This window comes from Alteromonas alvinellae, from assembly GCF_902705805.1.
Genome location: NZ_CACSIH010000147.1, coordinates 1 through 13,848 on the forward strand (window position 1 = coordinate 1; position 13,848 = coordinate 13,848).

12 protein-coding genes are annotated in these 13,848 nt (G+C 44.9%); 4 read left to right on the forward strand and 8 right to left on the reverse strand.

Annotated elements, in window-relative coordinates:
• Positions 1-214 precede the first annotated feature (214 nt).
• Positions 215-1,363, forward strand: coding sequence for an iron-containing alcohol dehydrogenase (locus ACX5KA_RS10690; RefSeq protein WP_039217142.1), 1,149 nt, complete (start codon positions 215-217; stop codon positions 1,361-1,363).
• On the opposite strand, the gene ACX5KA_RS10695 is transcribed toward ACX5KA_RS10690, so the two are convergent.
• The 7 genes from ACX5KA_RS10695 to ACX5KA_RS10725 all read right to left on the reverse strand — a co-directional run bounded on the left by ACX5KA_RS10695 (position 1,360) and on the right by ACX5KA_RS10725 (position 8,964).
• Positions 1,360-2,127 (reverse strand): 3-keto-disaccharide hydrolase, encoded by a 768-nt coding sequence (locus tag ACX5KA_RS10695; RefSeq protein ID WP_039217143.1) that lies wholly within the window; start codon positions 2,125-2,127, stop codon positions 1,360-1,362. The two genes, ACX5KA_RS10690 and ACX5KA_RS10695, sit on opposite strands and share 4 nt — an antisense overlap.
• 65 nt (positions 2,128-2,192) lie before the next feature.
• Positions 2,193-2,810 carry a gluconate 2-dehydrogenase subunit 3 family protein gene (locus ACX5KA_RS10700; RefSeq protein WP_014947966.1) on the reverse strand — a complete coding sequence of 206 codons (618 nt, stop codon included), beginning with the start codon at positions 2,808-2,810 and terminating at the stop codon, positions 2,193-2,195.
• A complete protein-coding gene (locus tag ACX5KA_RS10705; protein ID WP_014997055.1) occupies positions 2,810-4,495 on the reverse strand; it encodes a GMC oxidoreductase in 1,686 nt (561 codons plus the stop codon). The genes ACX5KA_RS10700 and ACX5KA_RS10705 overlap by 1 nt, the downstream gene beginning before the upstream one ends.
• 44 nt (positions 4,496-4,539) lie before the next feature.
• A complete protein-coding gene (locus tag ACX5KA_RS10710) occupies positions 4,540-5,469 on the reverse strand; it encodes a hydroxypyruvate isomerase family protein (RefSeq protein WP_039217152.1) in 930 nt (309 codons plus the stop codon).
• The gene (locus tag ACX5KA_RS10715; RefSeq protein ID WP_283626067.1) at positions 5,462-6,679 is read right to left on the reverse strand and encodes a nucleoside permease; all 1,218 of its coding nucleotides are present in this window, start codon (positions 6,677-6,679) and stop codon (positions 5,462-5,464) included. Before ACX5KA_RS10715 ends, ACX5KA_RS10710 begins: the two co-directional genes overlap by 8 nt.
• Before the next feature lie 26 nt (positions 6,680-6,705).
• Positions 6,706-7,773 carry a sugar phosphate isomerase/epimerase family protein gene (locus ACX5KA_RS10720; RefSeq protein ID WP_076012782.1) on the reverse strand — a complete coding sequence of 356 codons (1,068 nt, stop codon included), beginning with the start codon at positions 7,771-7,773 and terminating at the stop codon, positions 6,706-6,708.
• Positions 7,774-7,809: 36 nt separating this feature from the next.
• Positions 7,810-8,964 (reverse strand): Gfo/Idh/MocA family protein, encoded by a 1,155-nt coding sequence (locus tag ACX5KA_RS10725; protein WP_458731108.1) that lies wholly within the window; start codon positions 8,962-8,964, stop codon positions 7,810-7,812.
• Between the two features lie 376 nt (positions 8,965-9,340).
• Between ACX5KA_RS10725 and ACX5KA_RS10730 the strand changes: the two genes are divergently transcribed.
• The 3 genes from ACX5KA_RS10730 (at position 9,341) to ACX5KA_RS10740 (ending at position 11,741) form a co-directional block, all read left to right on the forward strand.
• Positions 9,341-10,345, forward strand: coding sequence for a LacI family DNA-binding transcriptional regulator (locus ACX5KA_RS10730; protein WP_458731109.1), 1,005 nt, complete (start codon positions 9,341-9,343; stop codon positions 10,343-10,345).
• Positions 10,346-10,399: 54 nt separating this feature from the next.
• Entirely contained in the window at positions 10,400-11,353 is a 954-nt protein-coding gene (locus ACX5KA_RS10735; RefSeq protein WP_458731110.1) for a sugar phosphate isomerase/epimerase family protein, read from the forward strand.
• A gap of 64 nt (positions 11,354-11,417) precedes the next feature.
• Positions 11,418-11,741 carry a DUF3392 family protein gene (locus ACX5KA_RS10740; RefSeq protein ID WP_458731111.1) on the forward strand — a complete coding sequence of 108 codons (324 nt, stop codon included), beginning with the start codon at positions 11,418-11,420 and terminating at the stop codon, positions 11,739-11,741.
• 18 nt (positions 11,742-11,759) lie between these two features.
• On the opposite strand, the gene ACX5KA_RS10745 is transcribed toward ACX5KA_RS10740, so the two are convergent.
• Positions 11,760-13,848 (reverse strand): hybrid sensor histidine kinase/response regulator transcription factor (locus ACX5KA_RS10745; RefSeq protein WP_458731112.1); only part of this gene is annotated, 2,089 nt, incomplete at its 5' end.

Genomic DNA, 13,848 nt, shown 5'->3' on the forward strand with positions numbered 1-13,848 from the left:
ATTTTAGGGAAATGAGCGCTCACGTCAACAAGTATTTTAAAAAAATCCTTATTTTTCGATCGTTTGCATAAACAATGCGCAATACGTTCATAAAAACCACTAATTCACCGTGCTTTTCACGATCTATAAGGTTAGTTAATTGGTAAGTCACGCTGTGTACTATAAATTAATAGAACAGTATTTGAACGTGTACGTGGATTATTGAGGGGTTTGCATGAAGGTTTCTGAATTTAAGACCGCAGGAAAACTCATAACGGGTCTTGGCGCTATCAAAGCCCTCACGGATGAAATGGCGAGATTATCCATAAAGGAATGTGCCATTGTTACTGACAAGGGCGTTTCTTCATCTGGTCTTCTTGATCAACTACTCACACTATTACCCTCTTCACCCTTACTTATTATTGATGACATTCCACCAGAGCCTGAAGTGAATATCATCGAAGATAAGTTAGCGATACTTCGTGAGAAGCAAGTAGACGGAATTATTGCTCTTGGTGGAGGTAGCGCTATAGATAGTGCAAAAGTACTTGCAGCTACATACGATCATACTGGCCCCCTCAGTGAACTCTTCGGTGAAAATACGCTTTCAAAACGGCGTTTGCCTCTTATTGTTATCCCCACTACCGCCGGTACAGGTTCAGAAGTTACCAATATTGCTATCTTGTCAGATCCGATAGCACAGATGAAAAAAGGAATTGTTAGTCACTGCCTGCTACCCGATGTTGCGATTGTTGCACCGGAGATGACAAAAACATGCCCACAGTCCATTACAGCAGCAAGCGGTATAGACGCATTCGTTCACGCGCTTGAAGCCTATATAAGTGTAAATGCCAGCCCAATTACCGACGCATTAGCAGAGAAAGCACTGAAGCTTATCTTTAATTCATTACTTCACGCTTATAATAACGGTGAGAACTTATCAGCACGTGAAGATATGGCCACCGGCAGTTTAATGGCCGGTCTTGCGTTTGGAAACGCGGGCGTGGGGGCAGTACATGCCTTAGCTTATCCACTAGGGGGACGGTTTCATCTGTCACATGGCATGAGTAACGCGGTAATGCTACCTCATGTATTGAAAGTAAATGCGCCGTTCTGCCAAGACAAACTTTATTGTGTGGCTAAGCTTTTAAAGGTATGTGAGCGCCACCACTCAAAAGAGGAAGCTATTAAACTGTTATTAGTTGCTATAGAAAAACTGTGTCGCGACGTAGGCATTCCCGCTTCACTCACCCACTTTAATATTCCACCTTCTTGTGTAGGGGAGTTAGCAGAAGAGGCGAGTAAAGTAACTCGCCTTCTTCGCAATAATCCCAAGCAATTGAGTATTGAAGAGATTGAAGATATCTATCGGCTAGCTTTTTAAAGTGGTCTTACCCACATATTCTTAAAGCTTACTAAGTTACCGTGATCTTGTAATTGAAGCGGTGCGCATCCGTGAGCTTTGTACTTAGGCGCACCGATCCATTCTGTTGTACCTTGAATTTCCGTATGGTTCTGAACCACTACGCCGTTATGTATTACCGTAACATAGCCTCTCGTTGCTAGTTCTTCACCGTTAAAGGTTGGTGCTTTATATATGATGTCGTAGGTTTGCCATTCGCCAGGCGCCTTCATAGCGTTAACTAAAGGAATGGTTTGTTTATAAACACTTGCCGCTTGACCATTGGGATAGGTCTTATTCTGATATGAATCCAAGACTTGAATTTCATATCGCTGCTGCAGGAAGATACCGCTGTTATTGCGCTGCTGTCCTTCCATTCCCGCTTCTGGCTGCGGCGCTTTCCACTCTACGTGCAACTGTACATCACAAAACTCTGCTTTCGTTTTGATATCGCCTGTTCCCGGCTTCACAGTTAGTACACCGTTTTCCAGCGTCCACTTAGCATCACCTTCCTTTACTGAAGTCCAGTTAGACAGGTCATCACCAATTAAAGAAATGGCATCAGAGGGCACGCCTGCCTTATCAAAAGAAACCACTTCAGGAACAGGCTCCCATACTTCCGTTTTAGCAGCCTGCTGTTCGCGGGTTAAACGCGATTCGCTTTTTTCAGTTTGTGCATCTGCTGTAGCACATGCAGAAAGTGGCATGAGCAAAGCCACTGTTGAAGCGACGAATGTTCTATTCATAGTGTCAGTACCTTGTTTTATCCGTTATATAACTGTGTTGTGTTTGGCAGCTCGACAGCGCAGGCTCAAGTGGCCCACGCTTTGTCGCCCTTTTTATAAGGGAATGCACCGTCGTAACGTCCAGGAATAGCCACATATCGAAGTACTTTAGTCGCGCCAACTTGAGACGTGAAAAAGCAATAAAGTGTTAGCTGTTTTAATAACGTAAAGTAGTGAGGGGTTGGCTCATCGGTACCTGGCTCCCACTGACTTGGCTTTCCTGTTTCAACGCCTTGATAAACACCGTTAGCAAGGTTCGCCGCTTTCGCTTCTACATCCAGATCGTTAAATAAAGCCTCTCGTTCTTGCTTGGTAAGCTGAACAAATTGTTTGTTGAAACGACTTTGACTTAACGAAGATATTTTCTTAATGCCATCAAGAAAGGTCTTCTGAAGCAAAGGTGTGTAGCAATCGGTTACCAGCACAGCCATTGTGGCACCAACGTTAGCCGCTTTTGCTCCAGGCGTGTCAGTTTGAGGAATGATCACTTCACCCATTTCATTCAGCAAGGCCACATCTTTTTCATTAAACAATGTGTCGCTAAGCGGTACAGCAGGCACATCTGTGTAAGCAAGCACATTACCTGCGAACAATGCTGTGCCTGTAGCAGTGGCTATGAGCTTAAGTAGTTCTCGGCGTTCCATTATAGATTTCCTCGCTTTAACTCTTCTACGGCAAAGTCTGCGGCTCTTGCCGTTAATGCCATGTAGGTCAGTGAAGGGTTAACACAGCTGGCCGATGTCATTGCCGCACCATCGGTCACAAATACGTTCGGTGCATCCCACACTTGGTTATGCGCATTAAGCACAGAGCTTTTTGGGTCTCTTCCCATACGCGCGGTGCCCATTTCATGAATGCCCATGCCAGGTGCGTAGTCAGCATCCCAGCCTTGAACATTTTTAAGGCCAGCCGCTTCAAACATCTCAATCGCGTCTTGCTGCATGTCCTTGCGCATCTTAAGCTCGTTTTCTTTAATCTCGACATCCATTGCGAGTACTGGTAAGCCCCATTTGTCGGTGACTTTTTTGTTCAAGTACACTTTGTTCTCGTGATACGGAAGAATTTCACCGAACGCTGTCATGCCTATTGTCCATGGACCAGGCTCGGTTATCGCATCTTTAAGTCCAGCACCTATACCAAGCTCAGCTATGTCTTTGCGCCAACCTGAACGGCTTGCGCCGCCTTGATAACCAAATCCACGCAGGTAGTCTCGTTTATCACTTCCCCAGTTTCTAAACCTTGGCACATAGAAGCCACTCGGCCTGCGACCGTAGGTATATTTGTCGTCAAAACCTTCAACTTCAGCTGAAGCACCGACTCTAAAGTGGTGATCCATAACGTTGTGACCCAACTCGCCGCTGCTGCTTCCTAAGCCACCGTCCCATACGTCTGTGGCAGAGTTCATCAGTACCCACGCCGAGTTAAGTGCTGACGCATTTACAAAGATGATCTTGCTTTTAAATACATAGGTCTCGTTGGTTTCTGCATCGATAATTTCAACGCCAGTCGCGCGCTTCTTGTCTTTGTCGAACAAGATCTCTTTTACTATCGAGAAAGGTCGAAGGGTTAAGTTACCTGTTTTAACCGCAGCCGGAAGCGTAGAGGCTTGTGTACTAAAGTAGCCACCGAAGGGGCAACCCAACCAACACTTATTGCGGTATTGGCAATGAACACGCCCTTCTTCAGGCTTGCTTTGTGTCATGTTTGAAGTGCGGCCATGTACCATGTGACGCGCGCCTTCATAGGCCTTTTTCACCCGCGCCGCGACACTTTCCTCTACAATATTCATTGGCATTGGCGGCTGGTAAACGCCATCAGGCAATACATCTAAGCCGTCGCGATTACCGCTGATACCTGCGAATTTTTCTACATAATCGTACCATGGCGCCAAATCTTCATAGCGAATGGGCCAGTCGACCGCAATGCCTTCTTTAGCATTGGCTTCGAAATCTTCTTTATTCAAACGATAGCTTTGACGCCCCCACAACAGTGAGCGCCCACCCACGTGGTAGCCTCTGTACCAGTCGAAGCGCTTGTCTTCGGTATAAGGATTTTCTTTTTCATTTGCCCACATGCCGTACGTTTTTTCATTTAGCGGGTAATCACGCTTAAGCACAGGGTAGTCAACTTTCATAGCCTGAGTAGGCAGATCTCGGTGAGGAAAATCCCAATCCTCTTTATGCGCATTTTTATAATCTTTAATATGCTCGATATTTTGGCCACGTTCTAACATGAGCACTTTTAGGCCCTTTTCAGTTAGCTCCTTAGCAGCCCAACCGCCACTGATACCAGATCCAATAACTATTGCATCATATTCGTTACTCGCCATAACACGTCCTTAAAACTTAATTCGTCGCTGTGCCTGTTCGCACGTTACACATCACAGATATGGATCGCTTGTTGTAGCGACGCTATTCTGTTGGCTTTGGTTTTCGGTGTGGGTATAAACTCTTGTGCTAAGTAGCCTTTAAATCCGGTCTCGACAATGGCTTTAGCTATTGCTTCATAATTGAGTTCTTGAGAAGCATCTATTTCGTGACGCCCAGGTACGCCGGCCGTATGGTAATGACCAAAGTACTGATAGTTATCTCGAATAGTTCGGATGATATCCCCCTCATTAATTTGCATGTGGTAGATATCGTAAAGTAGTGAGAAGTGCTTAGAGCCTAGGCGTTTGCAAAGCTCTATTCCCCATGCAGAATTGTCGGCCATGTAATCAGGGTGGTCGACTTTACTGTTAAACAGCTCCATGAAAATCACTACATTGCGTTTTTCAGCATGAGGTAAAATGCGTTTTAACCCTTTAACCGCATTTTCCAGTCCGTCTTCTCGTGACATGCCTCGGGCATTGCCGCTAAAGCAGATAAGGTTTGTATAACCTGCATCAGCGACCAAATCGATGTGCTTTATATAACGCGCTTCTAGTTCATCGTGGAGCTCACTGTGAATGAAGCCGTCTTCAAGACTTATCTCTGCGCCGTTACACATAGAAGAGTCGATGCCGTACTGCTTTAGCACAGGCCAATCTTCAGGGCCTACCAAGTCAATGGCTCCAAACCCTAAATCCTTAACGGTTTGACACAACTCTTCAATGCTTAAATCGCCGTAGGTCCATCTGCTTACTGAGTGATTTACATTACCTTTAAGTGGCGTATTCACAGTATTACTACTGTTCGTTCCTTTTGTGCTCGCTACGGCGGGCATGGCAGTAACTAAACTAGCAGCAGCCAACCCTGTTCCGGCAATACCGGCTCCTGTCATTGCCATACTCTGAAGTAACTTTCTGCGGGTAATGTTATGCATCTGCATCCACCTTCTCTTTTCTGAACAGAATGGCGAATAGCACTAACACAACCGCGGCAAACCCTGCTGGGAATAACCAAACCTGCTGCCAACTATGCGCACCTGTTTCCATCGTGTAGGTATCGGTAATTGCGCCAGCAACCGCGAAACCCACCAGCATACCTACGCCATATGTCGCTAAGGTAATTAGCCCCTGCGCTGCACTTTTTACGTTTTCTCCCGCCTTTGCATTGGTATAGATTTGCCCTGATACAAAGAAGAAGTCGTAACAAATACCGTGCAGTGCAATACCAACAATAAGCATGAACAAGCCTTCGTCAGCGTTTCCGAATGCGAACAGTGCATAACGTACAACCCACGCTGCCATGCCTATCACTAACGTGGCTTTAATGCCGAAACGGTTCAAAAATACCGGCAGGGCCAACATGAACAATACTTCGGAAACTTGACCTAGTGTCATTTTGCCCGTTGCATTTTCAACGCCTATTTCAGTAAGGAATGGGTTCGCATTCTGGTAGTAAAACGCCAGTGGAATACAAATAAGTACAGATGAAAGAAAGAATACAAAGAAGTTTTTGTCTTTTAACAGTGCCAACGCGTCCAAGCCAAGAATGTCGCGAATAGTTACCGCTTTACCGCTAGATTGAGGTGGCGTGTTTGGCAGTGTAAAACTGAATACGCCCAACATTAGCGAGGCAACGCTGCACAATAAGAACGTGTTTTTGAGCATACCATCGGCAATAGACTGGGCAGAATCCCATGAGAAGACATAGCTAATCATAAGGCCTGCCACAATCCAGCCGATAGTGCCCCACACACGAACTTTTCCGAACTCTTTGGATGGGTCAACCATTTGCCCGAATGACACTGAGTTAACCAAAGCAAGCGTAGGCATGTACGCAATCATGTATGCCAACACATAAGGGTAAAAGCTGGCGAAATCATTCGCTTGGTACATACAGTACATAAGCACGGCGCCAACAATGTGTAGTAAGCCGAGGATCTTTTCTGCATTAAAGAATCGGTCAGCAATAAGGCCCACTATAAAAGGGGCAATGATGGCGCCCCAACTTTGGGTTGAGAAGGCCATGCCAATTTGCCCACCATTGGCAGACAAGGTATTCGATAAATACGTGCCTAATGTTACAAACCAGCCTCCCCAAATGAAGAACTGAAGGAACATCATCAAACTAAGGCGTAGGGTTATCATAGTTATTGTTATCCTATTGATGGCGCTTAGCGCTCAAGGCCTAAAATACGATTATTCTTCGCTTCACTAACCTCTCCACCAGCAAAGTCGTCAAACGCATATTTGCTTGGCTCGATAATGTGTGAAGCGATAAACGGTGCACCTTCTGCTGCGCCTTGCGCACTGTCTTTTAAGCAGCATTCCCACTCTAGTACTGCCCAACCTGTGAAGCCATACTGGGTAAGCTTGCTGAAAATACCTTTGAAGTCGACTTGGCCGTCGCCAAGGGAACGAAAACGTCCCGCGCGGTCTTGCCAGTCTTGATAGCCGCCGTACACACCGTTTCTACCGTTCGGATTGAACTCAGCGTCTTTAACGTGAAACATTTTGATCCGGCTGTGGTAGCGGTCGATGAAGTCAAGGTAGTCAAGCTGCTGTAAAACAAAGTGACTTGGATCGAAAAGAATATTTGCTCGTGGGTGGTTATCTACAGCTTTTAAAAACTGTTCGAACGAAGCGCCATCGTGCAAGTCTTCCCCGGGGTGAATTTCGTAACATACGTCAACACCCGCATCGTCGAATGCATCGAGAATGGGTTTCCAACGCTTGGCTAATTCAGCAAAGCCTTGCTCGACCAAGCCAGCAGGACGCTGAGGCCACGGGTAAACCAAGTGCCACATTAATGCACCTGAAAAGGTAGCGTGAGCTTTCAATCCCAAGCGCTTACTGGCAATAGCCGCACATTTAAGCTGATTAATTGCCCATTCGGTTCGCTCTTGTGGCTTGCCGTGTAAATGCGCCGGCGCAAAGTTATCGAATAACTCGTCGTAAGCGGGATGAACCGCCACTAGCTGACCTTGTAAGTGCGTCGATAGTTCAGTAATTTCTACGCCAGCGTCTTTGCAAATTTTAGCGATGTTGTCGCAATACTCTTGGCTCTCAGCTGCTTTTTCTAAATCAAACAGACTAGGATCGGTAGGTACCTGTATTCCCTTGTAACCAAGCGACGCTGCCCACTTCGCCATATTCTCGAGCGTATCGAATGGCGCGTCTTTTCCCATGAACTGAGCAAGGAAGATAGCAGGCCCTTTTATTGGTTGTTGGTTAGTAGCCATAAGCGCTCACCTTTTTCGTTGTATGTTGTAATTGCATTACTGCGTTCCTTCCTGACTAACCGACTCCCATTTGGTGTCGCTGTCGGTACTGGCAAGCATGGCATCGATAAATACCATTCCGCGTATGCCTGAATTTATTCCTGGAACGCCGTCAGCTTTGCCTTTTTGATTCGCGCGTACCGCTTTAGCAAAATCGGTATACAAATTTGCCATTGCTTCTAAGTAGCCCTCTGGGTGGCCAGCTGGAACACGACAACGTGCAGATGCAGCATCACATAACCCAACTTGACCCTGGCCGGCTCTAAACACTTGATAAGGGGCATCAACAGGGCGATAGATAACGGAGTTTGGCTCCATTTGACGCCACTCCAAGCCACCTTTGTCACCGTAGACGCGGATCTTCAACGCGTTTTCTTCACCTGCACAAACCTGTGAAGCAATCAGCACGCCCGACGCACCCTTCTTAGTTTTAATAAGCGCGGCGCCGTCGTCATCTAAACGACGTCCTTCAACATGGGTGTTTAACTCGCCACATAACGAGGTAACACTGTCGTTTAATACAAACTCAACAAGTCCAAAGGCATGAGTGCCGATGTCGCCCATTGCGCCCGTTGCGCCAGAAATTGCTGGATCGGTACGCCACTGCGCTTGCTTATTGTGCGTTTCTTCTTCGCCAGACAACCAGCCTTGCGGATACTCAACATACACTTTTCGAATTTTGCCCAGCTTACCGCTTTCAACGAGATGACGTGCTTGCCAAACCATAGGATAACCAAGGTAGGTATGAGCCAAGCCGTATAGCGATTCACTGGCGTGAATAACATCTTGAAGCTCTTTTACTTCTGCAAAGCTAACGCCTGCTGGTTTTTCACAGAAAACATGAAAGCCCGCCTTAATTGCGGCAAGTGAAATAGGTACGTGAAGATGATTAGGCGTTACGATAACCACAACCTGCATGCGCTGCTGCTCAGGTAATTTGGCTTCTTCTTCTAACATTGACTGCCAGCTAACGTATGTACGCGATGTTGATACGTTCAATGCAGCAGCAGTACGCGTATTATTTTCTTCGTTGCGGCTAAATGCGCCACACACCAACTGGTAGTTCCCATCTAACCCTGCGGCATGACGATGCACGGCACCGATAAACGCGCCTTCCCCGCCTCCGATCATTCCCATTCGAATTGGTTGCATTGAAATTCCTCTGTGTGCAAACGCACTATTGGTGTTACTAATGCCACAAAATGTAACCCGTTACATTTTAATGGTCAATACAAAAAACAGCATTTTGTTAATCTAAAGTTTACAAATGGCGAGGTAATACCGGGGCTTTACTACCTTTAACCGCCTATTCCTGCACCAAATTTGAACATAACACTAGCTCAAATTTACATAAATCCTACAAATAACCTTTGACGTTTTAATGAAAGTGCGTATTCTTTTGCTTAAAATGAAAACGGTTACATATTAATTTCACGTAAATTTTGAATTCGCTACCATCGTATAGACCACACCTCTACTGGGTTAGGTTTACAATGCGCGAGTGAATTAACAAACAACAATGACGTAAATGGCAAATATTAGAGATGTAGCAGATAGTGCCGGCGTGTCGGTCGCTACCGTATCAAGAACATTGCAACAACCTGAGCGTGTTTCTCCTAAAACGCGCAATAAGGTGATGGCCGCTGTTCAGGCAGTTGGATATAAACCTAACTTAATGGCAGTTAAGTTTCGTTCGGGAAAAACGCACAATTTAGTGGTGCTGGTGCCTACGGTAGCGAACGTATTTTTTGCCCGTGTTATTAGCGGTATGCAGGAAGCGGCAGCCGAACTGGGCTATTCCATTTTACTTGCCAATACGCTTGGTAATAGTGAAATAGAAAGCCATTACGCCAAGATGGTAAGTACTTCTCAGGCTGATGGGCTTATACAGTTACGTGCGCACAACCCATTTGATGCCACGATGATTAACGACAACGGCCTACTTCCTATGGTGAATGCCTGTGAGGTGATTGACGATGGCCAGTACCCTGTTGTGTCGTTAGACAACCGTGCTGCAGCCAAAGCAATGACCGAGCACTTAATTTCATTAGGCCATACCCGTATAGCCATGATCAAAGGACCTAATTCGAGCCCGCTTACCCAAGAGCGATTGGTTGGATATAAAGACGCATTAGCGCAAGCCAATATTACCTTTGATGAAAACTTGTTGTTCCCAGGCGATTTTACATTACAGGCCGGATACAACGCCGGGGAAACCATTAGTCACCTTGAAAACAGACCCACCGCCGTGTTTTGTGAGAACGACGAGACTGCTATTGGTGCCATGCAAGCCTTTAAGCAAGCTAACTTGAATGTGCCTAACGACATTTCAGTGGCAGGCTTCGATGACATTGCGTTTTCGGCATTTGTCGACCCACCGTTAACCACTATTGCCCAACCCGCAGAAGAGTTTGGCAGAACGGCAGTTACGCTACTGGTGGACTTACTCAACGGAAAAATTCGCAAGGCCCCCAAAGTTATTATGCCGTTTGAACTTATTGTGCGTGAGAGCACGGGCAAAGCTTTGGGTTAATTGATGATAGCGATGCGTCATCACCAACGTACCACTACAGAAAAGGAGCAAGCAGTGAATTTAAGTAAAACAAACTTAAGTAAGACAGCAATGTTAGACGCGGCCAGTAATATTGGCTCTGGCGTTTCAAGACGACAGTTCATTAAATATTCATCTGGTTTACTGGCGGCTATGAGCGCTTCTGCTGTTTTGGCACGTACTAGTTCGGTTCAGGGGCATGGCAGTGATAAAGGAGCTATGATGAAGGGCATGCACAAAAGTGCTGTTGGTCTTCAGCTTTATACGCTTAGAGATATTATGAAGGTAAGTGTGCCGGCTACGCTTAAACTGGTTGCAGATGTTGGTTATTCGGAAATGGAATTTGCAGGCTACTTTGACCATAGCGCAAAGGAAATTAAGCAACTGCTTGATGACAATGGCCTAACTGCGCCTTCGGCTCATATTCAGTTAGACGCGTTCGATACTAACTTGTCACAAATTTTAGATGACGCACAAACCGTTGGTCACAAGTACTTGGTAGTTCCTTGGCTTAGCGAAGCCCAGCGTGGTACAGGCATTGCGCCATACCAAGCCCTTGCCGATAAGCTAAATACCATTGGCGAAGCGTGTAAGAAGGAAGGTATTACGCTTGCCTACCACAACCACGATTTTGAATTTGAAGTACGCGACGGTAAGACACCATTAGACGTGCTTATAACTCAGACCGACCCAGACCTTGTTGCCATGGAACTGGATTTATACTGGACGGTAAAAGCAGGTAAAAACCCCATTGATTACTTTAAGCAGTACCCAGGCCGCTTTAAACTTTGGCATGTAAAAGATTTGGCTGAAGACGGCAGTTTTGCTGATGTGGGCACAGGCACCATCAACTTTAAAGAGATATTCGCGCACGGCAAGTTAGCCGGTATTGAACATAAATTTGTAGAGCGCGATCAAACCACCGACCGCATTGCCACTATTGAGCAAGGCTTTAAAGCAGTAAGCGCACTTAATAAAGGCGTTAGCTAACGCTTTTGACCTTACCGTGGTTATAATGGGCACATAGTAAAAACGTCATAATAGTAGTAATTTTATGAGTGAACTTTTCAGTGCCCTTTCTCGCGCCCTAAGCCCCTATTACACCGAAATGAGCATTATGCTTATGGCCACTATTTTAGTGGTGTACGGCGACCTGATTAACGGCCATATAAAACGCATACTGGCACCTTACCATTTCACCATTCGCGTTAGTTTGTTTGTAGTGCTGTGTGCCTTCGGCTATGGCGCACTAACCTTGTACGGCGCACCGTTCTTAAAACACACCCTAGCCTACTTGCCCTGGCAGTACCAAGGAGCAGGCTATGTGGCATCGTTTCTATTGATAGGCTTTTTGGCGGAAAGGCGTAGGTATATTTAGTTCCGTTAGGTTTTATCTTTACGCTACTGTTTTATTGTATTGTTCCACAAACTTTTTGGGCGGTAAGTTCATGACCTTTTTAAAGGACGTTGAAAAGTAAGCCGCAGTGCCAAACCCTACGTCCAAACAGGTATCTAGAATGCTATTGCCCTCGAGTAATAACGGAATGGATTTTTCAATTCTAAAGCGTGAAAGAAACTCGCTGAAGTTGTAGTCAAACAACTCTGACATCCGTCGGTTCAAGCTTCTTGGGCTTATCAATAACTGCGAGGCTGCCTGATCTCTATTGAATGACTCATTGTGATAGTTCTTTTCCAATACAGCGATAAAATTTAAATAGAACGCCATATCCTTTTCGTTATCAAACTCGGGAATTTTCAGGCATCCGAATTTAAATGCTGGCTCTTCACTTTCCTCTTCTTCTCGTTCTTTTGCTTCTCTGACCGACAGCAAATGCTCAACCCTAAGAGTAATTTCCTCATTAGATGCAGGCTTTGCCAAGAAATAATCCACCTTCTCTTCTAATGCTGATTTTTCTAGTTCAGCCCCTGTTTCAGCGGTTAGCATAAGTATAGGGATGTTGGCATAGCTAGTATTACTGCGAATTGCTTTTGTTAAACTCAGTCCATCCATTTCGTGCATCATTTGATCGGTGATGACTAAATCGACCAAGTAGTGCTGCATGACATCTAACGCCTGAACACCATTTCTCGCGACTAGACAGCGATACTTGCTAGAAAACATATCAAACAAATAAGAGCGAAACTCTCTGCTATCATCAACAATTAATAGTGATTTTTTATTCGACTTAGCGTTTGCTGGTGACAATTTTTCAGCATGTGAATTTACGTATTCAATATCGTCAATGGGTAAAATGACGGTAACTTTTGTTCCAACACCTTTTTGACTCTCTAAAGCAATTTCTCCTTGGTTCAATTCAACTAAAGTTTTGACCATTGCTAAACCGATGCCAAGACCTTCGTTTTCGCCGCTCCCTTTGGTAAACCTTTCGAATACTTTATTTTGTAGATGGTCTTCGATTCCTTCTCCATCGTCACTTACGATAATTTTAAGCATTTTGCTATCTTGTGTAGCAACGACTTTTATCGTGCCAAGCTCTGGAGTGAACCTAATTGCGTTTTGAATTAAGTTTGCCAAGATTTTCTCTAAACTGTCATTGATAAGGGAAATCTCTTTTTTCCCCTTAATGCGCACCTCCAAGCTCTGTCTTTTCTGCTTAGCTAATGGCTCCAGTGACAATGCGATAAACTTTATATTATCTGGAGAGTAAGACCTGTAGTAGTCGGCAGCTGCCGAAGCCTTAGGCACATCCTGACTCATTTGATTTACTAACTGCTCAACTCTCTTCATGTTGTCCTGAACGCAAATTAGTTCTTTACTCGCTAAATTGGACGTATGAGACATGTTTTCTAACGAACCGTTGATGAGTTGGATAGGTGTGCGAAGTTCGTGAGTGATTTCGTTAATGAATCGCTCTTTACTACGGAGCATTTTTTCAAATTTTGATTGCCCATCTGTTATTTCGTAGCGGGTAAGATGGTTGTAGGCTTTGGTTGTTTTGAATTTCTCATATAGCTTACTTAACACACCCACTCTCCATAGGCATAAGACCACTGCTAAGGTAACCAAATATATCGTATACCCAATATAAGAAGTCCAAATCGGTGGTTCTATTTGGAAGTGAATTGTCAGCTCTTCTGAAGGCCCTTTATCAGTTGGAATGTTTACTTTGAGGGTATGAGTACCAGTATTCATGTCACTCAATGTTAAATTCATCGCTGGTTTGTTATGAAAAACCCAAGCGTCGTCATCCAATTTAAATTCAATGCCCCTACTTTTATTGTAGAAATCACTGACAACAAAGTTAAACGTTACTTCCTTAAAACTTCTGTCGAATTTAAAGCCGAAAGACTCAGGAAAATAAACGATATGTTGCCCTTCTCCATCGCTCCACTGAACGTAACTAAGAACAGTCGACACATCCATAGCTGAAAACGTATTGAGACTTTCTATTAGCTTTTTCTCATTCAGTAAGTAACTATATTTATCTCCTTTGACTAAGGCGTGTTGATCTTTCGTGATTAGT

What these genes read in the sequence shown, in the direction of transcription:
- ACX5KA_RS10690 (WP_039217142.1), top strand. Translation starts at nt 215, where the DNA reads ATGAAGGTTTCTGAATTTAAGACCGCAGGAAAACTCATAACGGGTCTT.
- ACX5KA_RS10695 (WP_039217143.1), bottom strand. Translation starts at nt 2,127, where the DNA reads ATGAATAGAACATTCGTCGCTTCAACAGTGGCTTTGCTCATGCCACTT.
- ACX5KA_RS10700 (WP_014947966.1), bottom strand. Translation starts at nt 2,810, where the DNA reads ATGGAACGCCGAGAACTACTTAAGCTCATAGCCACTGCTACAGGCACA.
- ACX5KA_RS10705 (WP_014997055.1), bottom strand. Translation starts at nt 4,495, where the DNA reads ATGGCGAGTAACGAATATGATGCAATAGTTATTGGATCTGGTATCAGT.
- ACX5KA_RS10710 (WP_039217152.1), bottom strand. Translation starts at nt 5,469, where the DNA reads ATGCATAACATTACCCGCAGAAAGTTACTTCAGAGTATGGCAATGACA.
- ACX5KA_RS10715 (WP_283626067.1), bottom strand. Translation starts at nt 6,679, where the DNA reads ATGATAACCCTACGCCTTAGTTTGATGATGTTCCTTCAGTTCTTCATT.
- ACX5KA_RS10720 (WP_076012782.1), bottom strand. Translation starts at nt 7,773, where the DNA reads ATGGCTACTAACCAACAACCAATAAAAGGGCCTGCTATCTTCCTTGCT.
- ACX5KA_RS10725 (WP_458731108.1), bottom strand. Translation starts at nt 8,964, where the DNA reads ATGCAACCAATTCGAATGGGAATGATCGGAGGCGGGGAAGGCGCGTTT.
- ACX5KA_RS10730 (WP_458731109.1), top strand. Translation starts at nt 9,341, where the DNA reads ATGGCAAATATTAGAGATGTAGCAGATAGTGCCGGCGTGTCGGTCGCT.
- ACX5KA_RS10740 (WP_458731111.1), top strand. Translation starts at nt 11,418, where the DNA reads ATGAGTGAACTTTTCAGTGCCCTTTCTCGCGCCCTAAGCCCCTATTAC.